The sequence below is a fragment of the Mesorhizobium sp. P2_D5 genome, assembly GCF_056404355.1.
Window position 1 is genome coordinate 279194 of record NZ_JBFUEE010000003.1, and the last position, 26448, is coordinate 305641.

Here is a 26448-nt window from a genome sequence, read left to right on the forward strand (position 1 = left end):
CCGATCTTTCCAACGAATTATTTTCGTTAGAATGATCGATTCTAGCGAACGATTGCTGGTCTCATCGCGCAAGCCGCCGCCGTCCTCTTCCGCTAGAGCTGCGCTTCGATGGCCGCCTTGTCGATGACCGACCAGACGTGCCTGATCCTGCGGTCGAGAAATTCATAGAAGACGTTCTCGCTGAAGGAGACCTTCCTGCCGTTGACAGGCAGGCCAAGGAAATTCCCCTTTGGCGTGCAGTTGAATTGAAGCCGGCTGGCTATGAAAGGCGCGTCGGAAATCAGCAGCTGGATGTCGAAATAGAGGTCAGGGATCTCGGAAAAATCCCGCTCCAGCATCTTGCGATAGCCGGACAGCCCGACCCGGTCGCCATTGTAGTGCACCTCGTCATGGACGAACCGGTGCAAGCTGCTCCAGTCCTGATTGTTGAGGCAAGCGATATAGCCGCGATAGGTGTCGGCAAGCTTGGTGTCGGTCACGGCGATTGCTCCGATGGATTATGCCATGCCGACTTCTATCAACTCCGGTGCCTTGGCTAAAGCGCGTCGCGACTGAACGGAATCATGCGCCTTAGGTTTCTGTCGATGCACCAACACCGCAGCATGCTTTGGACGGCATGCACTAGTGCCTGTTTCTCGCGACCTTTTGCCGACGAGATCTGACGGCTTCCAGCAGTTCGTGCTCGCTGGTGTCCGCTTTTCGAACAAGGGCCACAACCATTACCGCCAAGATTTCGGCTTTCGGATCCAAAGGATCGAGATCCTCATCCGCGCATACCTGGTTGAACACACGTTCGCAAATCGCCAGATCATGATGGCTCAGGCAGGTGCGATTGGAGCGCCGGCGCAGCATCTGCGCGAACCTTTCAGAGCCCTCCGCCCGTGCTTGCGGAGGGTCTTTTGCTGATGAACCACCGAGGCGATGGACTGTTCGAGTGACACTATCGTCGATAGTGTATTGGAATAAGTTTACTCGCGGCCGGATGATTGCTGTGTTAAAAGTCCCAAAATCAGCGCGCACTCGCGAGCTTTATACTGCCCAACAGTCATGAGTTGATGGTAGTCCCGCCGTTTGTCCTCCGGGATATGAAACCCACGTCGAAAGTCAGCCGCCTCTTTCGGAGTTCGAGTGCAACCGATCTTGCTGGCGGTGACTTTCAAGCTGGCCAGTGAACACCCTATTTTTGCCGCAATATCCTTCAACGGTTCGTTGTTACCGTATCCATCAAGAATGATCTTGCGACGAGCTTCGCTGTCGAGCTTTGTGTTCATTTTGACGGCCTCCTCAACTACGATTTCATGATGCCCGATTCTATAAGCACCAGGTTGAAGAGTGTCGTTAGCTTCGCATCCAGAAACTTATCTCGGCATTTATTTCTTACTGTAATCCAGCGTGATCGCCGTTTCAGTGGACTAGAGTTCCGCCAGTCTTGCTAGAAGCCTGAGATACACCACATGATTGAGAGGGGCATGGGCATACCGGAATCGGATATGGCACCATACGATGGACACTAAGAGGCAAGACGAGCCCCCTGGGCAGACGCCGGAGCGTGATCGACGTCGTTGGCCGCGCGAGGCTCAACCCCACAATGAGGCTGCCCCGTCACTCGCGCCGGTGCTCGAACCGCTGTTCTTTTCAACGCTCGAACTGGCGCCGCAGGATCAATTCGCCGCTTGGCAAACGCATATGGCACCGCTTGTCGAGGTCAGGTTGCCGGATGACAAATCGCTGGACGATGGCTTTCCCGCCAACCACACGGCTTGGAATCTCGGTGGCATGCTGATCGTTCAACAGCACGCGACGTCGCATAGTTACATGCGTTCTGCCGCGAAACTTCGGTCCAGCGCGATCGATCACTGGTATATCGCCTTGCCACGTACCGGCCGGTCGTGGACGGAGGTCGATCGCCGCATTGCAGAAGGCCAACCGGGGAAATTGGAGATCAGATCGCTTGGCTACCCGTTTCGCGGGAGGACAACAGACTCCGAAAGTCTCCTTCTCTATCTTCCGCGTGATTTGTTCTCTGACGCCGCGGCAAACCTCGACGCAAGGAACAATTCAATTCTGTCAGGCAACTTTGCCAACCTTCTGGTCGACTACGTCAACAGCATCGAAGCAAGCCTGCGCAGTCTCACGGTTGATGACCTGCCCCGCATCGTACACGCAACACGCAGCATGATCATTGCCTGCCTCGCGCCTCCGGCCGAACATGCTGCGGCCGCCGAACAATTGGCGAGTGTCGCGCTGATGGAGCGAGCCCGCCGATACGTCCAAAACAATCTGGATGCGGCTCATCTGACACCGGATTCAATGTGCCGGGCGCTCGGCGTCTCGCGCTCTCGTCTCTATCAGTTGTTCGAACCGAGCGGTGGGGTTCTCCATTACATACAAAGCCGCCGCCTTCTGGCGGCCCATGTTGCGCTTAGCGATGCGACGGACAGGCGGCGCATTGTCGAAATTGCCGAAGCCTTCGGGTTTAGTTCAGCGGCTAATTTCAGCCGGGCATTCAGCAAGGAATTCGGCTACAGTCCCCGCGAAGGCCGGGGCACCGTGGTGTTGTCGCGCCCCGCGCACTCTGTTTCGCCTGCTGGACACGAGAAGGCCTCTTCCTTTGAAGGTTGGCTCAAAGCGCTCGGAAACTGAATGCGAGGATCGGCGATCCTGACGGGGCGGGCTCAAAAGAGGCTTGCCGGGGCCGGAAGGCTACGCTGCCTCATCGACCACCACAATATCTTCATGTCGCGTCCACAGCGCTATCAAATCGCATAGCTGATTCCCGCCAGTTCACGATCTGTTAACGAACTGTGACTGTTGATCGTTATCGACAATTTGCCGCCAATCAGTGCGGAGCATTTATTGCAACTATGCTGCATGCGGCGCTTGTTAAGACAGCGAGTTGAAAGTTTGCCAAGCTTGACGTTTATGCTATTTTTAAACTGGGCGGCGCGAATCTGCGCCGCTTATGGAGGTGGCTCTTGCGCCCAGAGGCATCAGGCGTCGGCAGGGAGAGTGAGGAGCCTTCCTTGAGCGATGCTCCACGTGCCGGCGAAGGGATTCTCTTCGACCTTTTGGCGAACACGGCCGAACTTTTGTCGTTCTATGACCGCGACTTCCGCCTGACGCACTACGCAACCAGGCTCAAAGGCGTGTACGGAGGCGCGGTGGTGCTGGGCGCCGCCGTCTGGGAGATCTACCCGAGCTTTCTCGATGCGAACTATCGCGACGAATTTCTTCGTGTGTTCCAGGGTGGCTCTCCGGCAAGCCTCGACCTGCCGCGATCATCGGGCGGAGCGCCCCGGTCCGTTTTTGTCTTCAGCACCGCAGATGGTGCCGGAATCATCGAATCAAGGGACCATGGCGGGCGGAGCGTTGCGGAGGAGCAAGAGCATGTAATTCTGCTCCATCAGGCAACGCACGACGCGCTGACCGGACTGCAAAATCGGCGGCGATTCGGCGAGCGGCTGCAGCAAGCAATGGTGGCCCTCGGCGGACCAAAGCCGAAAACCGCCCTGCTGCAAATAGACCTTGACGATTTTAAAGCGGTCAACGACACGCTCGGCCATGGAGCAGGCGATACACTTCTTCAGCTCGCGGCGGGTCGTATCCGCGACGCGCTGCAGGATGGTGAGTCCGCGTACCGGTATGCCGGCGATGAGTTCGCTGTCATCCAATTGGGAAAAGAGCAGCCAGCAGAGGCAGAGCGCCTCGCCGGGTCGCTGGTCGACGCATTCAAGCAACCGTTCGTTATCAACGGCATTCCCGTCTTCGTCGGCTCGAGTATCGGAATTGCTTTCGGGCCCGAGCACGGGACCGATGGCGAGCAGTTGATGAAAGCCGCTGACATTGCTCTTTACGCTGCCAAGACCGATGGACGCGGCTGCGCTCGAACATTCAACCGTTCGATGCTGCTCTTGCTCGAGCAACGCGAGAACCTGAGGCGCAGCCTTCGAACCGCGCTGGAGCGAGGCGAGCTTTATCTGGAGTATCAGCCGCTCATTCGGCCTCCCTCGTCGACGATCGGTTTCGAAGCGCTGCTGCGGTGGCGGCATCCCGACGTCGGAATCATTCCGCCCAGCGTGTTCATACCGATCGCCGAAGCCGACGGTCTGATGGATGAGATTGGACGATGGGTGCTCGAGCAAGCCTGTCGCCAGGCATTGAAGTGGCCTTCTTCGCTGACAGTCGCGGTGAACCTCTCGCCGGCTCAGTTCCTTAGCGGTACGCTGACGGACACGGTCGCTCAGGTTATCGACGAAGTTGGAATCCGGGCCGACAGACTAGAACTTGAGATAACCGAGACGGTCCTTCTTGAGAAGACGATCGACAATATCGATACGTTGAATACTCTGAACGTCTTGGGAATACGAATTTCGCTCGACGACTTCGGAACATACTATTCGTCGTTGAGCTACCTTAAGAACTTTCCCTTCGACACCTTGAAGATCGATCAGTACTTCATTGCGGACCTGGAGGCCGATCTCAAAAGCCAAACGATCGTGCGATCCATCATAAATCTGGCGCACGGCCTGGGAATAAGTGTCACTGCCGAGGGGGTGGAGACGTCGGCTCAGGCGCGGTGGCTGATCAAGGAAAATTGTGATTGCCTGCAAGGTAATCTCTTGGGGCGGCCGCTCGGAGCCGAGGCAACCAGCGATTTCATCAGGCGGTCCCCGCCGAAGGTGGTACGGGAGATGGAGAAATCAAATCGGGCGCTCTAGCGCCTTGCACCCTTTTGTAAGTGGACAGTTGTGGAAACGATCGACGCAGATGCCACGCAATTCTTCGAGTCAGTGCCGGACTGACTGATTACGAGACGGTCAAATTTCCGCCTCGGAGGCCATCGCCCCACCAGGGCTCAGATGCTGATGGAATAAGTGAGGATGCCGATGGTACCTGTTCAACATGACCTGGCTGGCGAGCCGACTTTTGAGCCCATGATCCAGATCGACATGGAAATCAAAGCCTTTGTCTCCGCTTGGAGACACTGCGATTATGTCTCGACATACATGGCCCGGATGATCAGTCAAAATAGATCAGACTCGGTCCGGCATTCAAATCTCTTTTCCTCTGCTTTCAACGAACTGCTGGAAATTGCCTTTCGTACGCGCCATGCCGACGGCGAGTTGGCATGCAGGGTGTCTCGCCATGGCGCCACGGACAGGATCGAGCTGACATTCCCATGCGTGCCAGGGGAGCGCCAATTCTACGAAGAAGCGATGTCGCAAGTCGCAGGATTCGAGGCCAGGGAGCGATACCTCAATTCGGTGTCTGGCGATATCGCGCCAAGCCGGGAGGTCGTACTCCTGGAACTGGCTGTCGACTACAACGCAACGCTCAGGGTCGAGGAAGCCGATGGGGATGCAATCAAGCTTGTCGTGGATCTTCCTCTCGAAGGCCTGCAACATTGAGCCCTTACGACCTTCACCCACGCTTCAAGGCGCAATACGACGCGAACAATCAGGAGTTCTCCATATCGGGGGTGGTCCGGCCTCAGGCGATCGATGAGCTTGGGCCCAGCATAGCGTTGCTTCGCGATGCGATCAGTCGTGTGCGCGGCGTTCTCTACGTCAATGTCAGACGCCTGACGCAGATGAACAACGCCGCGTTTCACGCCTTTTCGCAGATCATCCTTGACGCCTGTCGCGCTCGACCAGATCTCAAATTCGTCGTCATCACGTCAAGCGTCGTCGGATGGACCTCACGAAAATTCGGTCGCTTGAGCGGAATCGAACCGAACATCACGGTCGAGGAGTATGACAGTAAATTCTATCCTGGGCAGGGCTTCCTCGAGGAAGGCGGGTTCGTTCCGATCCTGCGCACACAAACAAAGATGACCTGGCGCCACGAGCGTGCAATCTTGCCGCGACACGGCATGAGGCCCGGGATCGTCATGGCCGACATCTGTTGCGGGATCGGTGATTTCGCCTTGCTGGTGCAGAAGGAGTTCGAGCCATCGCGGATCGTCGCCCTCGACCACTCCATGTCAAGCCTCAACTATGCGCGACGCGTGATGCGGGAGTTCGATATCCGGGGCGTGGAATATACCTATGGCGATGCGTCGGAGATGCTGCTTGACGAAGCGCAGTTTGACTTGGTCACCTGCCGGCATTCCCTTCAGATCTTCAATCGACCTGAACTCATCCTCAAGGAGCTCTACCGCATATGCAAGCCGGGCGGGCGGGTCTATATCACCAACGAGAAGAATTCGCATTGCCTCGGCGAGCCGCGCTCCGAGAGCATTCGCTGGACCTACAACGAGGTGGCGAAGCTGTTCGGGCATTTCGAGATGGACGTCGAGCTTGGGCCCAAGAGTCGGCGATACCTGATCGAAGCTGGATTCGAAGATATACGTGTCGAGACCTTCATGGTCACTAACCTGGACGGTGATCCGCAGGACTTCGCCGATGTCATTGTAGCCTGGGCGGATGTCTATGCGGGCGAGATGGCGACCAGACGCGGCGACGGACCGGAGTTCGTTGCACGGTTCCGGCAGGGCTTCCAGGACCACATTTTCGCTGCGCTCCATCCCAAGGGTTATGCCGGTTGGCCGATTTGGGTCGCATCGGGGCGACGGCCGCAATGAACGCCCACGATGAGCCTACACCGCGCTTCGGCTTGCGCTCCTTTCGAGCGAAATTCGTATTGGTCGTTGGCGGCGCCGTCTTGTTCGACCTCCTGCTGAGCGGTGGTCTGGCGCTTTGGAACGTCCAAAAGCTGTCGCGCGATGCCACCTCGGAAGTTGGCGAGGGCCTGACGACCGCAAACCAGGAATACATTCGTTCGTACGCCCAATCGACGGCGTTGAGCGTCGACCTGCTGCTCGACCGCGTTCATGGCGACGTCAAGGCGTTGGCCGGCGTGCTGCAGGCCCAGATCGACGATCCGAGCAGGCAGCAACAGGTCGGAGCGACGCTTTCGCATGAGGCGCCGGGCTCCGTGAAGGTCGTCTACGACGCGCGGGGCGATTGGTCGCAGAATCTGCCGGGCGCGCCTTCGGTGGTAAGCGTCTGGGGCTACCTACTGGGTGCCGACCACACCCCGCTGCCGAGCGTTCAGAAGGAAATAGAAGACAGTACCGTGATCGATCTCGTCGCGCCGACTCTCATGGCCAGCGGGTCGTCCAAATTGCAGATGTACTATATTGGCCCTAAAGAAAGGCCGATCTTCAGGACGGTTCCGTATACAGACCAGGCACAGACCTTCGACAAGCTTTATCCGGGCCACAACAAGGCGGAGTTCTGGGAGTTCTTCTTTCCGGGTATCTATGGTTCATGGCAGCAATGGGCCGGGAATCCGGCCTCTCGTCCCGTCCCTGACGACATTACCCAGACAGCGCCTTACACCGATGCAATCACGGGAAAGCTGATCGTCAGCTTTTTCCACCCGCTGTGGACGCGCGATCGCACCGGTATCGCCGGTACGGCGGGGGCAGACATCACTCTCGACCAGCTCGCGCAAGTCGTCGAACGTGTGAAGATCGCTGAAACCGGGTTCGGCTTCCTCACGATGTCGACCGGCAACGTGGTGGCGATCAATCCGTCGGGCCAGGCTATCATCGGCCTGACTTCATCGAGCGATGCGGGCACGCAAGGCGTCACTGGCCTGGAGAGGTCCTTGCGGGGAAGTGTGCAGCCGGCAATCGCGTCGCTGCCTCTCGACCAGAACAATGACGGCGTCATTCAACATATCATGCTCGACAATAAAGGCGAGCGCGTACCCTACATCGTTGTCCTCAAGAGATTGAAGCCAACCAATCTGTGGAGTTCGGGACCGATCAAGTCCGAAACGATGTCGGTCGGGATCGTCGTTCCTGAACGGGAGATCTATGCGTCCCTGTTCGCCGCGCAACAGAGTATTTCGCGGGCAACCAATCGTATCCTGCTCTTTCAGATCGGCGCGATCATCGTTTCGCTTCTGATTGTTTTCGCGGCCGTGCTCGGAATTTCGAAGCGCATCACCGCAGGCCTCAGAGCGCTTGCCAGCGCGGCCCAGCGGCTCCAATCCAAAGACTATTCAGTCCGCGTGAGCATTCCGACGCGCGACGAGGTCGGAGCGGCAGGGATCGCTTTCAACCGGATGGCCGAGCAGATCAGCTTTCACACGGAAAACCTCGAGCAGCTCGTCGACGACCGAACCAGGGAGCTCGGGGACGCAAATCAGGAAATATCCGCACTCAACGAAAAGTTGCGGGACGAGAACGTCCGCCTCGGTGCCGAGCTCGCAGTCGCCAGGCATATCCAGATGATGGTGCTGCCGAAACCATTCGAACTCCGAGCGATTCCAGGGCTGGAGATCGCGGCCTACATGCGACCGGCCGACGAGGTCGGGGGTGACTATTACGACGTCCTGCAAAATGGATCACGGGTCAAGATCGGCATCGGCGACGTGACCGGTCATGGTCTCGAGAGCGGCGTGCTGATGCTGATGGTCCAATCCGTTGCACGCGCGCTGCAGGAGACCAACGAAGCGGATCCACACCAGTTTCTGGATCGGCTGAACAGAGCGATCTATAAGAATATCGAGCGGACGAACACCGACAAGCATCTGTCGCTGGCCTTTCTTGATTTCGAGGATGAGCGGGTAACGCTATCGGGCCAGCATGAGGATGTTCTCGTTGTCCGTGCGGGTGGCGAAGTCGAACGCATCGATACGATAGATCTGGGTCTGCCGGTTGGTCTGGAGAAAGACATCTCGAAGTTCATTGCCACGCGGAACATCCTGTTTGGGATTGGCGATGTGATCGTGCTGCACACCGACGGTGTGACCGAGGCGGAAGACCATGACCGAAAACTGTTCGGGTTCGAGCGCCTCTGCCAGAGCGCCCGAAAACGTCATGGCAGCAGCGCCGAGGAAATCAAAACCGGGATCATCGAGGATCTGATGGCCCATATCGGAATCCAGAAGATCCACGACGACATCACCCTCGTGATCATAAGGCACACATAGGATGACCACGCTGTTCGGTACCCCTGACCTTGCAATCGGAATGATGGAAAGCGTCAGCCGGGTGCGGCTGTTCGACGGACCTCTCGACTTGAGTTGGCGTCATTGCGCTACGACTTCGGACTTCATCGCCGATCTTTTCGCATTGCGCTTTCAGTCGTCCCGCAATGACTACAGGGAAGTGCGGCACAGCATCGGATACCTGGCCAACGAGCTCATCGAAAATGCTGTCAAGTTTCGCGCACCGGGTGAAATCGTGATCGAGGCGTCGATGGATTCGGAGTGCTTCAAGCTCAAGGTGTCGAATGACCTCGATGGTGAAGACGCGTCCGAGTTCCAAAGCCTCCTGGCGGACATCACGGTTGGGGACCCCAGAGACCTGCTGATACAGCGAATTGAAGCGAATGCTGCCAACCCCGACGTGACAGGCTCCGGACTCGGATTGCTGACGTTGATGAGCGACTATGGCGCACGCCTGGCCTGGATATTCAGCTCCGTCGACGAAACCGATCGGATTTGCCTGGAAACATATGCCTCCATTCCGATCTCGCAAACTCACAACTAGGTCACGAAGCAAGGCCATGGAAATCAAGACAGACGACTACCGCGTGTGGATCGAAGGAAGCGAAATTTTCTTCGACGGCGCCATGCGGCTTGCAAGTTCCGAAGCCGGTGCGCCTGTCACGGCTTTGGCGACCAGTGTTCTTGCCGCAAATCCCCCTTCCATTACGCTCAACTTGAAGGACCTTCACTTTCTCAACTCTTCCGGCATCAACCTGCTGGCGAAATTTACTATCGAGGTGCGCAAGCATCCCGATGTTCGGCTCGTCGTGCGTGGAACGCCCGACATACCCTGGCAATCGAAATCATTGCCGAACCTGAAGAAGCTGCATCCCGCCCTGGTGCTTCTGATGGACTAACCAGGGTCACCCTAAATTTGCCAGAGGACTGCGTGGGCCGGCGGCAATCCTGGATAGGACAGGCCGGTCGGTGATGATGCAAGAGCGCCGCACCGAGTGCGATATGTACGCCAGGATAAATTTTTGGATGCGAAGCTAACGACAATCCGGCCCCGTGCGCAGATGCTGGCAATGCTCGGCGGGGGCTCGGCACAGGCGGCAGGCGTCCAGGTTGGGAGGATGTCGGGCTGCCTGTGCCGATCAGCCGCCGCTGCTCGGTCAAAGGTGGCGTCATTGAGTAAGCGTGCCAAGGTCATCGGCGGCCGGCTGGAATTTATTCCGCCGCAGATCCCGACTCTGGTCGAGCGGCCGCCCGAAGGTGAGGGATGGGTTCACGAGATCAAGCTTGACGGGTACCGAACGCAGATCATCATCGATAAAGGCGGCGTGCGTCTTTACAGCAAGAACGGCCGAGACTGGACCACGAAATACTGGCCCATCGCGCTGGCCGCCGAGCTGCCATGCCGGTCTGCCATTATCGACGGCGAGGTCATTGTGCCAGGCGAGCAGGGGGCTCCCGATTGCCCTGCGCTGGAAGCGGCTATCTGGAACGAACCGAGCCGGCTGGTGTTCGTCGCGTTCGACATCCTCCATCTCAACGGTCGCAATCTAACGTCCTTGCCCCTGCTGCAGCGCAAGCAGGCGCTGTGGCAACTGGTCGAGCACGGTCTCGGCAAGATCCAGTACAGCGAGCATTTCGAGGGCAATGCGCTCGCGATCTTCCGCGCCATCGACAAGATCGACAAGCTTGAGATCATCATCTCGAAGCGCACCGACAGCCGCTACAGAAGCGGACCGTCGAACACATGGCTGAAGGCCAAATATTTCGAGGAGGCCGGTTCCTGAATTGGGCGCTTCACCCAAAACCACTGCGCACCTTTGGGTGACATAAGTTAGAACATGCCGAGGTCGTTGCTCGGCCGCTCGTCTTCCACCAGATACTTTCGTCAACTCCATCTAGCCGCGATAGCGCAAGGCATCGACCAGCAGCGAGAAGGCCGGCGTCGCCTGTCGCCGGCTGGGGTAATAGAGGTGGTAGCCGGGGAAGGGCGGGCACCAGTCGGCCAGCACCCGCACCAGCCGGCCGTCGGCCAGATCGGTCGTCACCTGGTCCTCGGGCAAATAGGCAAGACCCAAGCCGGCAAGCACGGCATTCAACCGCAGCGCGGCAGTGTTGAACACCAGCTGGCCCTCGACCCGCACCTTCAGTTCGCGATCCGCCTTCTCGAATTCCCAGGCATAGAGCCCGCCATAGGTCGGTAGCCGCAGATTGATGCAATTGTGCGTGGTCAGGTCCTGCGGCGCGCGCGGCTTTGGCCGGGCGGCGAAGTAGGCCGGCGCGCCGACCACCGCCATGCGCATGTCGGGGCCGATGCGCACCGCGATCATGTCGCGCGCCACCTGTTCGCCCAGCCGCACGCCGGCGTCGTAGCGCTCGGCGACGATGTCGGTCAGGCCGTAATCGACGATGATCTCGATCCTGATATCGGGATAGTCGGGCAGCAGCCTGGCGATCGCCGGCCACAGGACCGCATCGGCGGCGTGCTCGCCGGCGGTGATGCGGATGGTGCCGGCGGGCTTTTCGCGCAATGCGCTCAAGGCGGCGAGTTCCATCTCGATCTCGTCGAGCCTCGGCCCGATGCTGCGAGCCAGGCGCTCGCCCGCCTCGGTCGGCGAGACGCTGCGCGTTGTGCGGGTCAGGAGCCGCACGCCCAGCCGCTCCTCCAGCGCCCGCAATGTGTGGCTGAGCGCCGATTGCGAGACGCCCAGCCTGGCTGCCGCTCGGGTGAAGCTCCGCTCACGCGCGACGGCGAGGAAGGCGGTCAGCTCGTTCAGATTGTCGCGCGGCATTCATGAGCCCTTCTCATAAGTACATGCCGGATATAGCAGATAATCGCGATCAATCGCAGGCCCTAAATTGGCATCATCGCAATCGGGCGGCCCAAAGGTGCCGGCTCTGAGGCCGGCGGCCGCGTCTGGCCCGCATCGAGAAGGGACAAAACCATGGATATCAAGCGAAGCGGCTCTCAAGCCTCCGGCAAGGGTCCGGGCGACTGGTTCACCGGCACGGTGCGCATCGATCCGCTGTTTCAAGCCATCGCGCCGGCGCGTGCGGCCGGCAACGCCGTTACCTTCGAGCCCGGGGCGCGCACCGCCTGGCACACCCATCCGCTCGGCCAGACGCTGATCGTCACCGCCGGCTGCGGCCGCGTGCAGCGCGAGGGCGGCCCGGTCGAAGAAATCCGGCCGGGCGACGTTATTCGCTTCGAGCCGGGCGAGAAGCACTGGCATGGCGCAGCACCGACCACCGCGATGACCCACATCGCCGTCCAGGAAGCGCTGGCCGGCAAGGCCGTCGACTGGATGGAGCATGTCAGCGACGCGCAATATGGTAGATGACAAATGACGTGGTCGAAGGACGAACTCGGCAGGATCGCCGCGACCGACGATCTGCACATCGCGCCGCTGCGCAATGATCGTGTGACCTTTGGCACGCCGACCTGGATCTGGTCGGTGGTGACCGATGGCGAACTCTATGTGCGCGGCTGCAACGGCCAGAAGTCGCGTTGGTACCAGGCTGCGATCAAGCAGAAGGCCGGTCGGATCACCGCCGCCGGCATGACCAGGGATGTCACCTTCGAAGCAGTCGAAGGGCCGGTCAACGACCGCATCGACGATGCCTACCGGGCGAAATATGCGGCGAGCCCATACCTCGCCCCGATGATCAGCGCGCGCGCCCGCGCCGCGACCGTCAGAATCCTAGCGAAGACATGAAGGAGAACTGAGATGCAAAAGCGCAAACTGGGCCAGGGTGGCCTCGAAGTCTCGGCCATCGGGCTGGGCTGCATGGGGATGAGCCATTCATACGGGCAACCGATGGAGACGCCGGATGCTGTCCGCCTGATCCGCTCCGCGTTCGAGCGCGGCGTCACTTTCTTCGACACCGCGGAGGTCTATGGCCCGTTCAAGAACGAGGAGGTCGTCGGCGAGGCGCTGCAGCCGATCCGCGACCAGGTGGTGATTGCCACAAAGTTCGGCATCGACATTGCCGGTACAGCCGGACACGACGGCATGGACAGCCGGCCGGGGCATATTCGCGAGGTCGTCGAGGCGTCGCTAAAGCGGCTTAGGACCGACCATATCGACCTCCTCTACCAGCACCGGGTCGATCCGGTCGTGCCTATCGAAGAGGTGGCCGGCGCGGTGAAGGACTTGATCAGCCAAGGCAAGGTGAAGCATTTCGGCCTCTCCGAAGCGGGCGTGCGCACCATCCGTCGTGCGCATGCGGTGCAGCCGGTCACGGCATTGCAGAGCGAATACTCGCTGTGGTGGCGTGAACCCGAGGAGGCGATCCTGCCGGTCCTGGAAGAACTGGGGATCGGCTTCGTGCCCTTCAGCCCGCTGGGCAAGGGCTTCCTCACCGGCGCCATCGACGCCAGCACGACGTTCGACAGCAGCGACTTCCGAAACACGGTTCCGCGTTTTGCAGAGGAGGCCCGCAAGGCGAACCAGGCGCTGGTCGATGCGATCGTCAAGATCGCAGCCGGGAAGAAGGTGACCCCCGCACAGGTCGCGCTCGCCTGGTTGCTGGCTCGCAAGCCATGGATCGTCCCGATCCCCGGCACCACGAAGCTCAATCGCCTCGAGGAGAACATCGGATCGGCCGCCGTTGTGCTGAGCGTGGACGATCTTCGCGGCATCGAGAACGCGGTCTCGGCGATTGCCGTGCAGGGAGAGCGCTATTCGCCACAACAAGCGGCGAGGATCGATCGCTGAAGCGGAAGGAAAATCCCATGACAGAGAACATCAAGGGCAAGGTCGTCGTCATCACCGGCGCCAGCAGCGGGTTGGGCGAGGCGGCCGCGCGGCTTCTGGCCAAGGAGGGCGCAAAGCTGGTGCTGGGCGCGCGCCGTCTCGACCGGCTCGAGGCGCTGGCGGCAGGACTGTCGCTGGGCAAGGACGCCATCCTCGCGACCGATGTGACCGATGTCGCCCAGGTCCGGCGTCTGGTCGACCATGCGGTCGAGATGCATGGCCGCGTCGACGTCATCATCAACAATGCCGGACTGATGCCGCACTCGCCGCTGGAACGCGGCAAGGTCGAGGACTGGGACCGGATGATCGACGTCAACATCAAGGGCGTGCTCTACGGCATTGCAGCGGTGCTGCCGCACATGAAGACGCAGAAGAGCGGCCATATCATCAACGTCTCGTCGGTCGCCGGCCACAAGGTGGGGCCGGGCGGCGCCGTCTATGCCGCGACCAAGCACGCGGTGCGCGTCATCTCGGAGGGCCTGCGCCAGGAGGTAAAGCCCTACAACATCCGCACCACCATCATCTCGCCGGGCGCCGTGGCGACGGAATTGCCGGACAGCGTCACCGAGCCCGATGTCGCCGAAGGCGTGCGCGCGCTCTACGACCGGGTGGCCATCCCCGCCGATTCCTTCGCCAGGACAGTGGTGTTCGCCATGAGCCAGCCGGACGAGGTCGACATCAACGAGATCCTGTTTCGACCGACGGCGCAGGAGTATTGAAGGCGCAGTGCGTCAGCTTGAAATATGGCTTTGCGCGAACTCGCGTCTTGCAGCCGTGAAGACCTCGCGGGCGGCATCCGCATTCATGACGGCGATTGCAAGGCCAACGATGATATCTGGCCAGGCTGAGTTCCACACGAAGGCCGTGACCAGGCCGGCGGCAATGATCGAGACATTCGCCAGGACATCGTTGCGGGCCGACAGGAATGCCGCATGGGTAAGACTGCCGCTGTGATGGCGATAGCGAGCGAGCAAGAGCGCGCATGTCAGGTTGACGAGGATCGCGCCGGCCGCGGTAAGCGTCAGCGGAACGGGCGCTGGCGGGATTGGAACGTTGAATTTCTCCCAAGCGGTCCAAAGGGTCGCCAAAGCCGGGATCAGAAGTACGCCCGCCAGCGCCATCCCGAGCCGCGCTCGATTGCGGATGGTCCAGCCCAGCGCGACCATGATCAGCAGGTTGACGGATGCGTCCTCCAGAAAATCGATGCTGTCCGCGAACAACGATACCGATCTGATCCAAACGGCCACGGCAAACTCGATGCCGAAATAGCCAAGGTTCAGGATGGCGACCATCCGCACCGCATTTCTCAGCGTCCCGGTCATATCGTGTCCATCGGCCAAATTGTTGTTGCCGCAAGGCATATAGGGATTCCATGACGTGAGACATTGCCGATTGAGCGGCCGTCTTGACAACGGCGCGCTTCCTGCTCCAGCTTGACCCCCATGTTCGTCTTTGCGCCCGCCAACACCAAGCGACGCCGCCCCTGCACAGTGCGGAGCGGCAAGCTGATTGCGCGACGACAAAGACCGGCACGATAGATCCGGTTCGTTCGTTTCCAGCCCCGCCCGCGACATCCGCCGGCGGGGTTTTTCATGTCTGGAGCATTTTCATGACCATCAATTCTTCCATCCGGCTTCGCCCGGCCGAGCCGGCGGACGCTGCCGCGACCAGGGATATCGTGCGCGCCGCCTATGCCAAATGGGTGCCGGTGATCGGCCGCGAGCCGCTGCCGATGCGCGCCGATTACGACAAGGCTGTCGCCGTGCATCAGTTCGATCTCGCCGTCGAGGCGGACGGCATTGTCGGGATGATCGAAACGATCCTGGCCGACGACCATCTCTGGATCGAGAATGTCTGCGTCGCACCGCGGGCGCAGGGCAGGGGCATCGGCCGGCTTTTGCTGGAGCATGCCGAGCGGAGGGCGACCGAAGCCGGCCGCCCCGCGCTTCGCCTGCTGACCAACGGCGCCTTCGAGGCCAACGTGTCGCTCTACAAAAAGTATGGCTACACAATCGACCGGGAGGAGCCGTTCATGAACGGGGTGACGGTCTATATGAGCAAGAAACTGGCAGGCTGATGTGGGTGGCCAGTACACGGCTCAAAGGTAGCGCCCTGTGGCGCCCCCCTCTGTCCTGCCGGACATCTCCCCCTCAAGGGGGGAGATCGGCCGCCACCACACGGCCTTTGCTAATTGCGGATGTCGCAGGAAGAGCGCCGGCGCCCAAGCTGCCAATCTCCCTCCTTGTGGGGGAGATGTCCGGCAGGACGGAGGGGGGCGCGAAGGAACTCGACGGCGGGTTCTTCACCGCTTCCGCTAAAGCGTAACGGGCATATTGCACACGGCTGGCTCAATCACTTGGCTCTTGCGTTTGACAGCGGCGTTTGTGCATCGTTATCTCCAGCCACATATGACGGCCGGCGAAGCCATGCGGCGCAGCCCAAGGAGAAAACCATGTCACACAATCTGCAGTTCTATATCGATGGCGCGTGGGTCCATCCTGTTGTGCCCAACACATTCGACGTCATCGACCCCTCGAACGAGGATGCCTTCGCGCAGATCTCGCTCGGCTCCAAGGCCGATGTCGACAAGGCGGTGGCCGCCGCCAAGCGCGCCTTCAACACTTTTGGCTTCACCGAAGTCGGCGAGCGGCTCGAGCTCTTGAACCGCATCATCGAGGTCTACAAGAAACGCAGTGCCGATCTGGCGCTCGCCGTGTCGCGCGAGATGGGCGCGCCGCGCCAGTTCGCGCTCGACAGCCAGGTCGGCGTCGGCCTCGCGCATCTGCAGAAGATGGCCGACGTGCTGAAGTCGTTCGAGTTCCGCCATGTCAAGGGCAGCTCGCTGGTGGTCAAGGAGCCGATCGGCGTCGTCGGCCTGATCACGCCGTGGAACTGGCCGCTCAACCAGATCACCTGCAAGGTCGGTCCCGCCCTTGCCGCCGGCTGCACCATGGTGCTGAAGCCGTCCGAGATCGCGCCGCTCGACGGCATCATCTTCGCCGAAATCCTGGACGAGGCCGGCGTGCCGAAGGGCGTCTTCAACCTCGTCAATGGCGACGGACCGGGCGTCGGCCAGGCGCTGTCCAGCCACCCCGACATCGACATGATGTCGTTCACCGGTTCGACCCGCGCCGGCATCCTGGTGGCCAAGGCCGCCGCCGACACGGTCAAGCGCGTGCATCAGGAGCTCGGCGGCAAGTCGGCCAACATCCTGTTTGGCGATGTCGACCTCGCAAAGGCCGTCACCAAGGGCGTCGCCGGCTGCTTCGGCAACAGCGGCCAGTCCTGCAATGCGCCGACGCGCATGTTCGTGCCGCGCGACCGCCATGACGAGGCTGCCGGCTATGCCAAGGCCGCGGCGGAAAAGTTCACGGTCGGCCCCGCCGATGCGGCCGGCACCAAGCTCGGGCCGGTCGTCAGCCAGGTCCAGTTCGACAAGATCCAGGAGCTGATCCAGAGCGGCATCGAAGAAGGTGCCACGCTGGTCGCCGGCGGCCCGGGCCGTCCCGCCGAACTCAACCGCGGCTACTATGTCCGGCCGACCGTGTTCGCCGACGTCACCCACGACATGCGGATCGCGCGCGAGGAGGTCTTCGGACCGGTGCTGGCGATCATGCCCTATGACAGCGTCGAGGAGGTGATCGAAACCGCCAACGACACGGTCTACGGCCTTGCCTCCTACATCCAGGCCAAGGACATGAAGAAAGCGCGCGAAGTGGCGGCGCGCATGCGCACCGGCAATGTCTATATCAACTATCCGACCTGGGACGCCGGCCTGCCGTTCGGCGGCTACAAGCAGTCGGGCAACGGCCGCGAATATGCCGAATACGGTCTTGAGGATTTCCTCGAGATCAAGGGCATCGCCGGCTACGAGGCGGCGGAATAGGCACGACGCAGTTCCGGGCCGGCGGCAATGTCGGCCCGTCCTGCAATTCGGGGCGCGGTCCGCACGGTTGGCCGCGCCCTTGCTGTTTGGAGGTCTCGGGCTGCCTGCCTGGATGCAGCGCAAGCAAGCCGCCGGGGCGACATGGCTTCGTTGCTCGCCGAAAGCGACTGGTGATAGGCTGGATTGCAGGCAGCGGGAGGATTCGAGCCTTGAGTGTGGGGAGCTCCCAGCCGAAGCTGGAAGGACAAGAGACCGACGAGAGCCACTACCAGGTTTTTGTCGACGATCATTTTCATTATCGCGATGAGAGCCACCGTTACCTCGACGGAAAATTTCCAACCTACGATGGGGCGGTGGAGCGGTGCCGCGCCATAGTCGACAGCGAACTGGAAGATGCTTTCAAACCCGGAGCGACTGCCGAAGAGCTGTTTGAGAAATACAGTTTGTTTGGCTCGGATCCGTTCATAAAGACACCGCCGGGGCTGCGGGTTGATCCGCCTTTCTCCGCCTGGAATTATGCATTGGAGCGGTGTGAAATCCTGGCTCGCGTCTCGACTGTTCCAAAAACCTGATTGCGCGCGGCCCAGAGCTTTTGGCTAAGCGCTGATGGGGATTCAAGGAATGCGTCTGATCCACCATTGGATCAGTTTCTTGCCAATTGGCGAATTCATGCTATATATCTGCCAATAGCGAGGACGCAAAATGCAGCTTCAGCCCATAGTCACCACGCCGGCCACGGTTGGGAACGCCATTTCGGATGAAGAGGCGGGCGCGCTGGCGCGCACCACCGTCAACCTGTTCAAGGCCTGGAACCTCACCGACCTGGAGGCCTGCATCCTGCTCGGCGGCATGTCCGCGCGCACATGGGCACGTTGGAAGACTGGGGCACGCTGGAAGGAGGGCGGCATCGGCAGGATCGACCGCGACCTGCGCACCCGCATGGCGCATCTGATGGGCATTCACAAAGGCCTGCGCTATCTCTTTACGGAGCCGGCGCGCGGCTATGCCTGGATCCGCAAGCCCAATGCCGCTTTCGGCGGCCAGTCGGCGCTCGACCTGATGCTGCGCGGCGAAATCTCCGACCTTGCCGCGATGCGCGAATGGCTCGATGCGGAGCGTGGTGCATGGTGAGTGGGCTCGCGGTTCGGCGCCGCGTCCACTGGCACCAGACCTTCCGCATCATCCGCTCCATCCATCCGCCCATCGACCTCTTCGAGGACATTGCCGACCCGCGTGACTGGGAGGCGCTGGCCGCGGTCGAGGCGAAGACCAACCCGCGCATCAGGCTCGAGATCGGCGACCTTGGCAAGGTGGCGGCCACAAGGCGGGTTTCCGGCCCTGGCGCCAGCTTCGTGATGGCGCCCTTCGTGCATTGCTCGACCCTGCGGCCCGGTCGGTTCTCGGATGGCAGCTACGGGATCTATTATGCCGGCGACAGCGAAGAGGTGGCGCTCGCCGAGACCATTCACCACCATCAGAAATTCATGCGCGCGACCAACGAGGATTCGGGCTGGACGGCGGATTTCCGCGTGCTGGTCGGCAGCGTCGACCGCGACCTCGACGACGTGAACGCGGTGCCCGGCGTGCTCGATCCCGACGACTACACCGCCTCGCAAGCGGAGGGGCGGGCGCTGCGGGCGACCGGCAGCGACGGGCTGGTGTGGAACAGCGTGCGCATGCCGGGCGGCGGCTGCATCGGCATCTTCTGGCCGGACGCCATCACCATTCCGGTGCAGGGCCGGCATTACAGCTATCACTGGGACGGCGCCCGCGTGGATTTCGTGCGCGAGCACGATACGGGCAAGGTGCTGGCCGTCACCTGATGGCTGGCGAAGGGCGGATTGCATCCGTGGTGAAGACCCGCTTGGTTGCAGCCGTCCGGGATCCCGCTTTACAGGTCGCGGGAGAGTCGATATCCATAAATCCAAGGATTCGGATATATGGATAAAAAAGGCACGTTGAACGCGCTGGCGGCCCTTGGCCAGGAGACGCGGCTGGATGTTTTCCGGCTGCTCGTCCGCGCCGGTCCGGAAGGCATTCCGGCGGGCGAGATCGCCACAAGGCTGGATACGGTCCAGAACACCATGTCGGCGCATCTGAAGGTGCTCGCCCATGCCGGGCTGATCCACCCCCAACGCGATGGCCGGATCGTGCGCTACGTCGCCGACATGACCGGGTTTCGGGACCTCCTGGCCTATCTGATGGAAGATTGCTGCAACGGCGCGCCGGAACTCTGCCGTCCCGTCATCAATGCCGTGACCTGTGACTGCTAGGAGCACGCCGATGAGCGAAGTGGCTGTACGAGATCGCCCGCACCCTGCCGAAGGCCAGCTGAGCGCCGTGGCGAACGACTTGCCACGCCGCTGCGTTGCCGAAGCGCTGGGAACCGCGCTGCTGGTCGCCACCGTGGTCGGTTCCGGCATCATGGCATCCCGGCTGACGCACGACATTGCCATTTCGCTGCTCGGCAACACGTTGCCTACGGGAGCGATCCTTGTCGTGCTGATCACGATACTCGGGCCGGTTTCAGGCGCGAATTTCAATCCGGCCGTCACGCTGGTGTTCGCGCTCCGCCGCGAAATCGACGCGAGGGCAGCGATCGCCTATGTCGTCGTCCAAATCGTCGGCGGCATCGCGGGGACATTCCTGGCGCACGCCATGTTCGAACTGCCGATCCTGCAGGCCTCGGTGACGGTGCGGACCGGAGCCGGGCAATGGCTCGCCGAGGCAGTCGCCGCCTTCGGGCTCGTCTTCACCATCCTGGCAGGCCTGCGCTTTCGTTCCGACGCGATCCCCTGGCTGGTCGGGCTTTACATAACGGCCGCCTACTGGTTCACGGCCTCGACCTCATTCGCCAATCCGGCCGTCGCCATCGCCCGTGCCTTGTCGGACACGTTTTCCGGCATCCGCCCGGTCGACCTGCCGGGTTTCGTAGCAGCCGAATTGCTGGGCGCGCTGCTGGCCATGGCCCTGGCGGGCTGGCTGCTTGCCGAACCGAAACCAACCAGACAGATGCAGGCCGCGAAATGACCATCACCATCTATCACAATCCCGATTGCGGCACCTCGCGCAACACGCTGGCCATCATCCGGCAGTCGGGCGAGGAACCAGAGGTGATCGAGTATCTGAAGACGCCGCCGTCACGGCAAAAGCTGGTCGAGTTGATCGCTTCCATGGGCATGACACCGCGCGAGTTGCTGCGCGACAAGGGCACGCCCTACGCCGAACTCGGCCTTGCCGACCCGAGATGGTCCGACGACGAGATCCTCGATTTCATGCTGGCGCACCCGATCCTGATCAACCGGCCGATCGTGGTCAGCCCGCTCGGCGTGGTTCTGGCCCGGCCGTCGGAAAAGGTGCTGGACATCCTGCCCAACCCGGACATCGGCGCGTTCACCAAGGAGGATGGCGAGGTGGTCATCGACGCTTCGGGCAAGCGGGTCGGCTGACGGTATTTCCATATTTTTCGAAATTAGGTTGACGGCTCGACAGGCGCAGCGTAGCTTATTTCCATGAAACTCGAAAAAGCAGCCGCCCAGCTCGAAGCGCTCGGCAATCCGACGCGGCTTCAGCTCTATCGGATCCTTGTCCGTGCCGGCGACGACGGGCTTGCCGTCGGCAGCGTCCAGGGCAAGCTCGATATTCCGTCCTCGACGCTGTCGCATCATCTCAAGCGGCTGGTCGACACCGGCCTTGTGACGCAGGAGCGGCAAGCGACGACGCTGATCTGCCGCGCCAACTATCCGGGCATGAATGCGCTGATCGGCTATCTCGCCGACGAGTGCTGCGCGGATGCCGCCTGCGCGCCTGCCGTCGGCAAAGCGCTGGCCTGATTTTTTTCGCTTTGTAATTCGAAGATACCGGAAGGATCGAATATATGGACATGATGGCAAACCTTCCCGTCGCGGTGATCGGCGCAGGCCCTGTCGGCCTCGCCGCCGCCGCGCATCTGGTCGAACGCGGCATCCGCCCGCTGATCCTCGAACGTGGCGAAAGCGTTGGCGCTGCACTGCTCGAATGGGGCCATGTGCGGGTGTTCTCGCCATGGCAATACAATATCGACGCGGCGGCGCGGGCGCTGCTCGACCGCTCCGGCTGGACGGCGCCGGACATGCGAGGCCTGCCGACCGGGGGCGAGATCGTGCGCGATTATCTGGCGCCGCTTGCCGCACTTGCCGGCATCGCCGCCAATTTGAAGCTAGGAGCCGAGGTCACCGCGATCACCCGCCAGGGACATGACAAGGTTGCCAATGACGGTCGCAAGGACGCTCCCTTCGTCATCCGTTATCGCGATGCGGACGGCGAGCACCGCGTTCTCGCGCGCGCCGTCATCGACGCGTCCGGAACATGGTCGCGGCCAAACCCCATCGGCGTCGACGGGCTGCCGGTTGCCGGCGAAGGCGCGGCTTGCGAGCGCATTGCCTATGGCATTCCCGACGTGGTCGGCAAGGCCAGGGACAGCTATGCGGGCAAGCGTGTCCTCGTCATTGGCGGCGGGCATTCGGCGATCAACGTCGCCCTGGCGCTCATGGAGTTGCAGGACGCAGCGCCTGGCACCGAGATTTTCTGGGCGCTGCGTCACGCCAGCGTCGACCGGCTGCTTGGCGGCGGGCTGAACGACCAATTGCCCGAACGTGGCGCGCTTGGCCTCGCCGCCAAGCAGGCGATGGCGGTTGGAAGGCTGAACATGCTGGCGGCTTTCGCCGTCAACCGCATCGAGATGCAAGGCGAGGGGCTTGCCGTCGACGCCAGCCTGGCCGGCAAGCCATTCAGCCTTTCCGTCGATCGCATCGTCGTCACCACGGGCTTCAGGCCCGACCTGTCGTTCCTCGGCGAAATCCGCCTCGCGCTCGATCCCGCCGTCGAAGCGCCGCCGGCGCTGGCGCCGCTGATCGATCCGAATTTCCACTCGTGCGGCACGGTTCCCGCGCATGGCATCCAGGAACTTGCCCATCCCGAACCCGGCTTCACCATCGTCGGCTCGAAGTCCTACGGACGCGCCCCGACCTTCCTGATGGCGACCGGCTACGAGCAGGTCCGCTCGGTGGTCGCCGACATTGCCGGAGACCATGTCGCGGCGCGCGAGGTGCGGCTGGTGCTGCCGGAGACCGGCGTGTGCAGCGCCGATGTCGTGACGGGATCGGACAGTGCTGGTTGTTGCGGCGGGCCCGCGCCCGCCAATGTCGATGCCTGCTGCGTCGAGGATGCGGACGCCAAGGCAAAGGGTGCGTCGGGCTGCGGCTGCGCAACGGGCCCATCGGTTGGCGCCAGGGCGACGGAAGCCGTGGGCGTCGATGCCTGACCGGTCTGTCCTGCGCAAGGCGATATGGGCGCTCGGGCTGACGCAGATCATCGGCTACGGCACGCTCTATTACAGCTTTTCGATCCTGGCGCCGGCGATGGCCAGGGAGTTCGAGCTCACGGAAGGGTGGGTGTTCGGCGCGCTGTCCGCCTCGCTGTTTGCCGGCAGCCTGTTCGCGCCCACGGCCGGGCGCTGGGCCGACCGCTTCGGCGCCGGGCGCATCATGACCATCGGCTCGGTCGCGGCAGCCGTCGCGCTGGCGCTGTGCGCCGTCTCGCCCGGACGCGTGACCTTTGTTCTGGCCTTGCTGGCGATGGAACTGGCCTCCAGTTTCGTCCTCTACAGCGCCGCCTTCGTGGCGATCGTGCAGATCGGGGTTCCCCGGCCGCAACGCAGCATCACCCACCTGACGCTCATCGCAGGGTTCGCCTCGACGCTGTTCTGGCCGCTGACCTCGGCGCTGCATGCGCAATTGACATGGCGCGAGGTCTATCTGCTGTTCGCGGCGCTCAATCTCGGGCTCTGCCTGCCGATCCACGCCTGGCTGATGCGCCTGTCGCGCCGTCACGCAACGGCCGCGCCGCAAGAGCGCGGGCCGGCCCATGAAGCGGGCGCGGCACTCGATCCGCGACGCGGGCAGGCCGTGTTCCTGCTGATGCTGGCCGGCTTCGCCTCCGAGGGCTTCGTGCTGTCGGCGATCCTCATCCACATGGTGCCGCTGACGGCGGCACTTGGGCTCGGCACGGCCGGTCTCTTCGTTTCGACCTTGTTCGGGCCGGCGCAAGTCGCCAGCCGGTTGATCAACATGCTGTTTGGCGGGCGGCTTCAACAAACGCATCTCGCCGTCATTGCCGCGTCGCTGCTCACGGCCGGGCTGTGCACGCTGCTGTTGACCACGCCATGGCTGCCCGGCGCTTTCCTGTTCGTGCTGCTGTTCGGCCTCGGTTCCGGCCTCACCAGCATCGTCGGCGGCACCTTGCCGCTCGAGCTCTTCGGCCGCCAAGGCTATGGCGCGCGGCTGGGATGGGCCAGTGCCGCCCGCCAGTTCACTTCGGCCTTCGCGCCGTTCGCGCTCGCCTTCATGATGGCGCGGACATCCGTCGCCAATTCGCTGTGGGTGCTGGTGGTCGTCGCCGCGAGCGGCGTCATCGCCTTCCTCGCCATTGCGCTGCTGAGACGGCGCGCCGGCCGGGTTGCGTTTGCGATTGGCGGCAGTCCGGAAGAGGCGAGTTAGAGCCTGTTCCATCCCGATGGTATCGGGATAGAACTCTATCTCTGTGTTTGAGCATGATCTTTTCCGAAAACCGGATCCCACTTTTCGGGATCATGCTCTTGCCTCAATGTCGCAAAATCTTGCTGAGGAAAGCCCGGCTGCGGTCGGTCTTGGGGTGCGAGAAGAATTCGTCTGGTGTGCCGCTTTCGACGATGGCGCCGGCATCCATGAACACCACGCGCTGGGCGACCTTGCGGGCAAAGCCCATCTCATGCGTCACCACCATCATGGTCATGCCTTCCTCGGCGACCGCCACCATGACGTCGAGCACTTCCGAAATCATCTCGGGGTCGAGCGCCGAGGTCGGCTCGTCGAACAGCATGATCTTTGGCCGCATGCCGAGGCAGCGCGCGATCGCGACGCGCTGCTGCTGGCCGCCGGAGAGCTGCGCCGGATAGGCGTTGACCTTGTCGGCCAGCCCGACCTTGGCCAGCAATTCGCGCCCGGCCTTTTCGGCTTCGGCGCGCGGGATCTTGCGGACATGGATGGGGGCGAGCGTGACGTTTTCGAGCGCCGTCTTGTGCGGATAGAGGTTGAACGACTGGAAGACGAAGCCGATCTCGGTGCGCAGCTGCGTCATGTTGGTGGCGGGGTCGCCGAGGCGCTGGCCGTCGACGACGAGATCGCCGTCCTTGATCGCCTCCAGGCCGTTGACGCAGCGGATCAGCGTGCTCTTGCCCGAGCCGCTCGGGCCGCAGACGACGACCACCTCGCGCGGCTCGACGCTGAGCGTGATGTCCTTGAGCACGTTGAGCGCGCCGAACCATTTGTTGACGCCGCGAAAGTCGATCATACCGGTTTTGGTCATATTTGCCGGACCTTTGGGGTTCGCTGTCATAGCTGCACCTCGCCATGCGCCGCGCCCATGCGGTGTTCGAGCCGGCGGGCGAGCATGATCAGGGGATAGCAGACGATGAAATAGCCGACGCCGACGAGGAAGAAGACCAGCAGGCCGTTGGGCACACGCTGCACCACCAGCCAGCCGACACGGGTGAGGTCGGTGAGCCCGATCGCCGAGACGACCGAAGAGTCCTTGATCAGCAGCACATATTGCCCGACCAGCGGCGGCAGCACGATGCGCATCGCCTGCGGCAGCACCACCTGGCGCATGCGCTGCCAGCGCGACAGGCCGGATGCCAGAGCTGCCTCGACCTGGCCGGTCGGCACCGAGCGAATGCCGGCGGCGACGATCTCGCAGATGAAGCAGGCGGCAAGGTTGGTCAGCGCGATGATGCCGGCGGTGAAGGCGTCGAGCTCGATGCCGAGCTCCGGCAGGATGAAGAAGATCAGGAAGATCTGCACGAGGAACGGCGTGCCGCGGATCAGGTCGACCCAGGCGCCGATGACGCTGCTCACCAGCCGGTTGCCGCCGGTGCGCAGGATGCCGAGACCGAAGCCGAGCAAGGTGCCGAGCACCAGGCTGATCAGCGACAGCACCACAGTCATGCCGAGACCGCGCAGCGCCAGCGGATAGCTGCCGGCGAGGCTTTGCAGCTGTTGCCAGATCATGTCCGCGCCCCCGCTGTGCCGAGCCAGCGACCGGAGAGAGCAGCCAGCCCTTTCAGGCAGTAGTAGAGCAGCAGGTAGAAGGCAGCGATGGTGAGGAAACCTTCCGCCGGCATGAAGCGGTCGGAGGCGAGCAACTGGCCGGCGCGCGTCAGCTCGGCGACCGAGATCAGCGACAGCAATGCGGAATCCTTGACCAGCACGATCGCCTGGCCGAGCAGCGGCGGGATCGTCACCTTGAAGGCTTGCGGCAGGATGACCAGGCGCATGCGCTGGACATAGGTCATGCCCGAGGCGACGCTGGCTTCGACCTGGCCACGCGGGATCGACAATATGCCGGCGCGAATGATTTCAGCGACATAGGCGCCGCTGTTGAGTGATAGCGCGAGGATGCCGACGACCAATTCGGGCAGGACGAAGCCGAGCCGGGGCAGGCCGAAATAGAGGAAATAGAGCTGCGCCAGCAAGGGCGTGGCGCGCACGGCGTCGATATAGGCCTTGGCCGGGGCACGAAACAGCCAGCCGCGCTGCAGGTTCATGGCGCACAGCACGATGCCGACGGCGAGCGCGCCGAGAAAGGACAGCGCCGACAGCCACACGGTCGTGACAAGGCCCTGCCCGAACAGGGGCAGGTACTCGACGATGGTGCGGAAACTGAAATTCTCGAGCATCGCTGGGCGGTCCCCCAAAGCGGGCGAAACGAAAGGCCAGGCGGCTTCGCGGCGCTCAAGACGCGCGCAAAACCGCCTGGATTCCAAGGCTG

31 protein-coding genes are annotated in these 26448 nt (G+C 62.0%); 23 read left to right on the forward strand and 8 right to left on the reverse strand.

What is annotated here, in order from left to right:
• Window positions 1-92: 92 nt before the first annotated feature.
• From AC1DYW_RS14520 to AC1DYW_RS14530, 3 genes are all read right to left on the reverse strand, one after another.
• The gene (locus AC1DYW_RS14520) at window positions 93-479 is read right to left on the reverse strand and encodes an ester cyclase (RefSeq protein WP_477226667.1); all 387 of its coding nucleotides are present in this window, start codon (window positions 477-479) and stop codon (window positions 93-95) included.
• 142 nt (window positions 480-621) lie between these two features.
• Entirely contained in the window at window positions 622-852 is a 231-nt protein-coding gene (locus tag AC1DYW_RS14525) for a hypothetical protein (protein ID WP_477226668.1), read from the reverse strand.
• A 116-nt stretch (window positions 853-968) separates the two neighbouring features.
• Window positions 969-1271 carry a hypothetical protein gene (locus tag AC1DYW_RS14530; protein WP_477226669.1) on the reverse strand — a complete coding sequence of 101 codons (303 nt, stop codon included), beginning with the start codon at window positions 1269-1271 and terminating at the stop codon, window positions 969-971.
• A gap of 232 nt (window positions 1272-1503) precedes the next feature.
• On the opposite strand from AC1DYW_RS14530, the gene AC1DYW_RS14535 reads away from it, so the two are divergent.
• The 8 genes from AC1DYW_RS14535 (at window position 1504) to AC1DYW_RS14570 (ending at window position 10748) form a co-directional block, all read left to right on the forward strand.
• Window positions 1504-2643 (forward strand): helix-turn-helix domain-containing protein, encoded by a 1140-nt coding sequence (locus tag AC1DYW_RS14535; RefSeq protein WP_477226670.1) that lies wholly within the window; start codon window positions 1504-1506, stop codon window positions 2641-2643.
• A gap of 380 nt (window positions 2644-3023) precedes the next feature.
• Entirely contained in the window at window positions 3024-4718 is a 1695-nt protein-coding gene (locus AC1DYW_RS14540; RefSeq protein ID WP_477226671.1) for a putative bifunctional diguanylate cyclase/phosphodiesterase, read from the forward strand.
• Between the two features lie 162 nt (window positions 4719-4880).
• The gene (locus tag AC1DYW_RS14545) at window positions 4881-5408 is read left to right on the forward strand and encodes a ubiquinone biosynthesis methyltransferase UbiE (RefSeq protein WP_425352334.1); all 528 of its coding nucleotides are present in this window, start codon (window positions 4881-4883) and stop codon (window positions 5406-5408) included.
• Entirely contained in the window at window positions 5405-6583 is a 1179-nt protein-coding gene (locus AC1DYW_RS14550; RefSeq protein ID WP_477226672.1) for a methyltransferase domain-containing protein, read from the forward strand. Before AC1DYW_RS14545 ends, AC1DYW_RS14550 begins: the two co-directional genes overlap by 4 nt.
• Window positions 6580-8946, forward strand: a complete 2367-nt coding sequence (locus AC1DYW_RS14555) for a SpoIIE family protein phosphatase (protein ID WP_477226673.1) — start codon at window positions 6580-6582, stop codon at window positions 8944-8946. Before AC1DYW_RS14550 ends, AC1DYW_RS14555 begins: the two co-directional genes overlap by 4 nt.
• A gap of 1 nt (window position 8947) precedes the next feature.
• On the forward strand, window positions 8948-9508 hold the full coding sequence (locus tag AC1DYW_RS14560) for a slr1658 superfamily regulator (protein WP_206073834.1): 561 nt from the start codon (window positions 8948-8950) through the stop codon (window positions 9506-9508).
• A gap of 16 nt (window positions 9509-9524) precedes the next feature.
• Window positions 9525-9863: a slr1659 superfamily regulator gene (locus tag AC1DYW_RS14565; protein WP_184875499.1), complete on the forward strand. Its 339-nt coding sequence runs from the start codon at window positions 9525-9527 to the stop codon at window positions 9861-9863.
• Window positions 9864-10025: 162 nt separating this feature from the next.
• Window positions 10026-10748: an ATP-dependent DNA ligase gene (locus AC1DYW_RS14570; protein WP_477226674.1), complete on the forward strand. Its 723-nt coding sequence runs from the start codon at window positions 10026-10028 to the stop codon at window positions 10746-10748.
• A 111-nt stretch (window positions 10749-10859) separates the two neighbouring features.
• Here the strand turns inward: AC1DYW_RS14570 and AC1DYW_RS14575 are convergent, their stop codons facing one another.
• On the reverse strand, window positions 10860-11753 hold the full coding sequence (locus AC1DYW_RS14575) for a LysR family transcriptional regulator (RefSeq protein ID WP_477226675.1): 894 nt from the start codon (window positions 11751-11753) through the stop codon (window positions 10860-10862).
• Between the two features lie 153 nt (window positions 11754-11906).
• Here AC1DYW_RS14575 and AC1DYW_RS14580 point away from each other — a divergent pair, with 153 nt between their 5' ends.
• From AC1DYW_RS14580 to AC1DYW_RS14595, 4 genes are read left to right on the forward strand one after another with little or no spacing between them, the layout of a single operon-like run.
• Window positions 11907-12302, forward strand: coding sequence for a (R)-mandelonitrile lyase (locus AC1DYW_RS14580; RefSeq protein ID WP_477226676.1), 396 nt, complete (start codon window positions 11907-11909; stop codon window positions 12300-12302).
• 3 nt (window positions 12303-12305) lie between these two features.
• On the forward strand, window positions 12306-12677 hold the full coding sequence (locus AC1DYW_RS14585) for a DUF2255 family protein (protein WP_477226677.1): 372 nt from the start codon (window positions 12306-12308) through the stop codon (window positions 12675-12677).
• A 12-nt stretch (window positions 12678-12689) separates the two neighbouring features.
• Window positions 12690-13679 (forward strand): aldo/keto reductase, encoded by a 990-nt coding sequence (locus tag AC1DYW_RS14590; protein ID WP_477226678.1) that lies wholly within the window; start codon window positions 12690-12692, stop codon window positions 13677-13679.
• Window positions 13680-13696: 17 nt separating this feature from the next.
• Window positions 13697-14437 carry an SDR family oxidoreductase gene (locus AC1DYW_RS14595; RefSeq protein WP_477226679.1) on the forward strand — a complete coding sequence of 247 codons (741 nt, stop codon included), beginning with the start codon at window positions 13697-13699 and terminating at the stop codon, window positions 14435-14437.
• A 12-nt stretch (window positions 14438-14449) separates the two neighbouring features.
• Here the strand turns inward: AC1DYW_RS14595 and AC1DYW_RS14600 are convergent, their stop codons facing one another.
• Window positions 14450-15040: a cation efflux transmembrane domain-containing protein gene (locus AC1DYW_RS14600; protein WP_477226680.1), complete on the reverse strand. Its 591-nt coding sequence runs from the start codon at window positions 15038-15040 to the stop codon at window positions 14450-14452.
• Window positions 15041-15327: 287 nt separating this feature from the next.
• Here AC1DYW_RS14600 and AC1DYW_RS14605 point away from each other — a divergent pair, with 287 nt between their 5' ends.
• The 11 genes from AC1DYW_RS14605 (at window position 15328) to arsK (ending at window position 24140) form a co-directional block, all read left to right on the forward strand.
• Window positions 15328-15795, forward strand: coding sequence for a GNAT family N-acetyltransferase (locus AC1DYW_RS14605; protein ID WP_477226681.1), 468 nt, complete (start codon window positions 15328-15330; stop codon window positions 15793-15795).
• A 375-nt stretch (window positions 15796-16170) separates the two neighbouring features.
• Window positions 16171-17604 carry an aldehyde dehydrogenase family protein gene (locus AC1DYW_RS14610; RefSeq protein ID WP_477226682.1) on the forward strand — a complete coding sequence of 478 codons (1434 nt, stop codon included), beginning with the start codon at window positions 16171-16173 and terminating at the stop codon, window positions 17602-17604.
• A 209-nt stretch (window positions 17605-17813) separates the two neighbouring features.
• Complete coding sequence (locus AC1DYW_RS14615) at window positions 17814-18176, forward strand: hypothetical protein (protein WP_477226683.1); 363 nt, start codon at window positions 17814-17816, stop codon at window positions 18174-18176.
• Window positions 18177-18306: 130 nt separating this feature from the next.
• A complete protein-coding gene (locus AC1DYW_RS14620; protein ID WP_477226684.1) occupies window positions 18307-18735 on the forward strand; it encodes an antitoxin Xre/MbcA/ParS toxin-binding domain-containing protein in 429 nt (142 codons plus the stop codon).
• Window positions 18729-19427 (forward strand): RES family NAD+ phosphorylase, encoded by a 699-nt coding sequence (locus AC1DYW_RS14625; protein WP_477226685.1) that lies wholly within the window; start codon window positions 18729-18731, stop codon window positions 19425-19427. Before AC1DYW_RS14620 ends, AC1DYW_RS14625 begins: the two co-directional genes overlap by 7 nt.
• A gap of 117 nt (window positions 19428-19544) precedes the next feature.
• Complete coding sequence (locus AC1DYW_RS14630; RefSeq protein ID WP_095091162.1) at window positions 19545-19877, forward strand: ArsR/SmtB family transcription factor; 333 nt, start codon at window positions 19545-19547, stop codon at window positions 19875-19877.
• A gap of 67 nt (window positions 19878-19944) precedes the next feature.
• On the forward strand, window positions 19945-20634 hold the full coding sequence (locus tag AC1DYW_RS14635) for an aquaporin (RefSeq protein WP_477227079.1): 690 nt from the start codon (window positions 19945-19947) through the stop codon (window positions 20632-20634).
• Window positions 20631-21053, forward strand: a complete 423-nt coding sequence (gene arsC / locus AC1DYW_RS14640) for an arsenate reductase (glutaredoxin) (RefSeq protein ID WP_477226686.1) — start codon at window positions 20631-20633, stop codon at window positions 21051-21053. Before AC1DYW_RS14635 ends, arsC begins: the two co-directional genes overlap by 4 nt.
• A gap of 63 nt (window positions 21054-21116) precedes the next feature.
• Window positions 21117-21437, forward strand: a complete 321-nt coding sequence (locus tag AC1DYW_RS14645; RefSeq protein ID WP_095091165.1) for an ArsR/SmtB family transcription factor — start codon at window positions 21117-21119, stop codon at window positions 21435-21437.
• Window positions 21438-21481: 44 nt separating this feature from the next.
• The gene (locus AC1DYW_RS14650; RefSeq protein WP_477226687.1) at window positions 21482-22906 is read left to right on the forward strand and encodes an NAD(P)-binding domain-containing protein; all 1425 of its coding nucleotides are present in this window, start codon (window positions 21482-21484) and stop codon (window positions 22904-22906) included.
• Window positions 22899-24140 (forward strand): arsenite efflux MFS transporter ArsK, encoded by a 1242-nt coding sequence (gene arsK, locus AC1DYW_RS14655; RefSeq protein WP_477226688.1) that lies wholly within the window; start codon window positions 22899-22901, stop codon window positions 24138-24140. The genes AC1DYW_RS14650 and arsK overlap by 8 nt, the downstream gene beginning before the upstream one ends.
• Window positions 24141-24243: 103 nt before the next feature.
• Here arsK and AC1DYW_RS14660 read toward each other — a convergent pair whose 3' ends face one another.
• From AC1DYW_RS14660 to AC1DYW_RS14670, 3 genes are read right to left on the reverse strand one after another with little or no spacing between them, the layout of a single operon-like run.
• On the reverse strand, window positions 24244-24987 hold the full coding sequence (locus AC1DYW_RS14660) for an amino acid ABC transporter ATP-binding protein (protein ID WP_477226689.1): 744 nt from the start codon (window positions 24985-24987) through the stop codon (window positions 24244-24246).
• A gap of 26 nt (window positions 24988-25013) precedes the next feature.
• Window positions 25014-25688, reverse strand: a complete 675-nt coding sequence (locus AC1DYW_RS14665; RefSeq protein ID WP_477226690.1) for an amino acid ABC transporter permease — start codon at window positions 25686-25688, stop codon at window positions 25014-25016.
• Complete coding sequence (locus AC1DYW_RS14670) at window positions 25685-26356, reverse strand: amino acid ABC transporter permease (protein ID WP_457150578.1); 672 nt, start codon at window positions 26354-26356, stop codon at window positions 25685-25687. Before AC1DYW_RS14670 ends, AC1DYW_RS14665 begins: the two co-directional genes overlap by 4 nt.
• Between the last annotated feature and the right edge of the window lie 92 nt (window positions 26357-26448).

What these genes read in the sequence shown, in the direction of transcription:
- AC1DYW_RS14525 (WP_477226668.1), bottom strand. Translation starts at nt 852, where the DNA reads ATGCTGCGCCGGCGCTCCAATCGCACCTGCCTGAGCCATCATGATCTG.
- AC1DYW_RS14530 (WP_477226669.1), bottom strand. Translation starts at nt 1,271, where the DNA reads ATGAACACAAAGCTCGACAGCGAAGCTCGTCGCAAGATCATTCTTGAT.
- AC1DYW_RS14535 (WP_477226670.1), top strand. Translation starts at nt 1,504, where the DNA reads ATGGACACTAAGAGGCAAGACGAGCCCCCTGGGCAGACGCCGGAGCGT.
- AC1DYW_RS14545 (WP_425352334.1), top strand. Translation starts at nt 4,881, where the DNA reads ATGCCGATGGTACCTGTTCAACATGACCTGGCTGGCGAGCCGACTTTT.
- AC1DYW_RS14555 (WP_477226673.1), top strand. Translation starts at nt 6,580, where the DNA reads ATGAACGCCCACGATGAGCCTACACCGCGCTTCGGCTTGCGCTCCTTT.
- AC1DYW_RS14560 (WP_206073834.1), top strand. Translation starts at nt 8,948, where the DNA reads ATGACCACGCTGTTCGGTACCCCTGACCTTGCAATCGGAATGATGGAA.
- AC1DYW_RS14565 (WP_184875499.1), top strand. Translation starts at nt 9,525, where the DNA reads ATGGAAATCAAGACAGACGACTACCGCGTGTGGATCGAAGGAAGCGAA.
- AC1DYW_RS14570 (WP_477226674.1), top strand. Translation starts at nt 10,026, where the DNA reads ATGCTGGCAATGCTCGGCGGGGGCTCGGCACAGGCGGCAGGCGTCCAG.
- AC1DYW_RS14575 (WP_477226675.1), bottom strand. Translation starts at nt 11,753, where the DNA reads ATGCCGCGCGACAATCTGAACGAGCTGACCGCCTTCCTCGCCGTCGCG.
- AC1DYW_RS14580 (WP_477226676.1), top strand. Translation starts at nt 11,907, where the DNA reads ATGGATATCAAGCGAAGCGGCTCTCAAGCCTCCGGCAAGGGTCCGGGC.
- AC1DYW_RS14585 (WP_477226677.1), top strand. Translation starts at nt 12,306, where the DNA reads ATGACGTGGTCGAAGGACGAACTCGGCAGGATCGCCGCGACCGACGAT.
- AC1DYW_RS14590 (WP_477226678.1), top strand. Translation starts at nt 12,690, where the DNA reads ATGCAAAAGCGCAAACTGGGCCAGGGTGGCCTCGAAGTCTCGGCCATC.
- AC1DYW_RS14595 (WP_477226679.1), top strand. Translation starts at nt 13,697, where the DNA reads ATGACAGAGAACATCAAGGGCAAGGTCGTCGTCATCACCGGCGCCAGC.
- AC1DYW_RS14600 (WP_477226680.1), bottom strand. Translation starts at nt 15,040, where the DNA reads ATGACCGGGACGCTGAGAAATGCGGTGCGGATGGTCGCCATCCTGAAC.
- AC1DYW_RS14605 (WP_477226681.1), top strand. Translation starts at nt 15,328, where the DNA reads ATGACCATCAATTCTTCCATCCGGCTTCGCCCGGCCGAGCCGGCGGAC.
- AC1DYW_RS14610 (WP_477226682.1), top strand. Translation starts at nt 16,171, where the DNA reads ATGTCACACAATCTGCAGTTCTATATCGATGGCGCGTGGGTCCATCCT.
- AC1DYW_RS14620 (WP_477226684.1), top strand. Translation starts at nt 18,307, where the DNA reads ATGCAGCTTCAGCCCATAGTCACCACGCCGGCCACGGTTGGGAACGCC.
- AC1DYW_RS14625 (WP_477226685.1), top strand. Translation starts at nt 18,729, where the DNA reads ATGGTGAGTGGGCTCGCGGTTCGGCGCCGCGTCCACTGGCACCAGACC.
- AC1DYW_RS14630 (WP_095091162.1), top strand. Translation starts at nt 19,545, where the DNA reads ATGGATAAAAAAGGCACGTTGAACGCGCTGGCGGCCCTTGGCCAGGAG.
- arsC (WP_477226686.1), top strand. Translation starts at nt 20,631, where the DNA reads ATGACCATCACCATCTATCACAATCCCGATTGCGGCACCTCGCGCAAC.
- AC1DYW_RS14645 (WP_095091165.1), top strand. Translation starts at nt 21,117, where the DNA reads ATGAAACTCGAAAAAGCAGCCGCCCAGCTCGAAGCGCTCGGCAATCCG.
- AC1DYW_RS14650 (WP_477226687.1), top strand. Translation starts at nt 21,482, where the DNA reads ATGGACATGATGGCAAACCTTCCCGTCGCGGTGATCGGCGCAGGCCCT.
- arsK (WP_477226688.1), top strand. Translation starts at nt 22,899, where the DNA reads ATGCCTGACCGGTCTGTCCTGCGCAAGGCGATATGGGCGCTCGGGCTG.
- AC1DYW_RS14660 (WP_477226689.1), bottom strand. Translation starts at nt 24,987, where the DNA reads ATGACCAAAACCGGTATGATCGACTTTCGCGGCGTCAACAAATGGTTC.
- AC1DYW_RS14665 (WP_477226690.1), bottom strand. Translation starts at nt 25,688, where the DNA reads ATGATCTGGCAACAGCTGCAAAGCCTCGCCGGCAGCTATCCGCTGGCG.
- AC1DYW_RS14670 (WP_457150578.1), bottom strand. Translation starts at nt 26,356, where the DNA reads ATGCTCGAGAATTTCAGTTTCCGCACCATCGTCGAGTACCTGCCCCTG.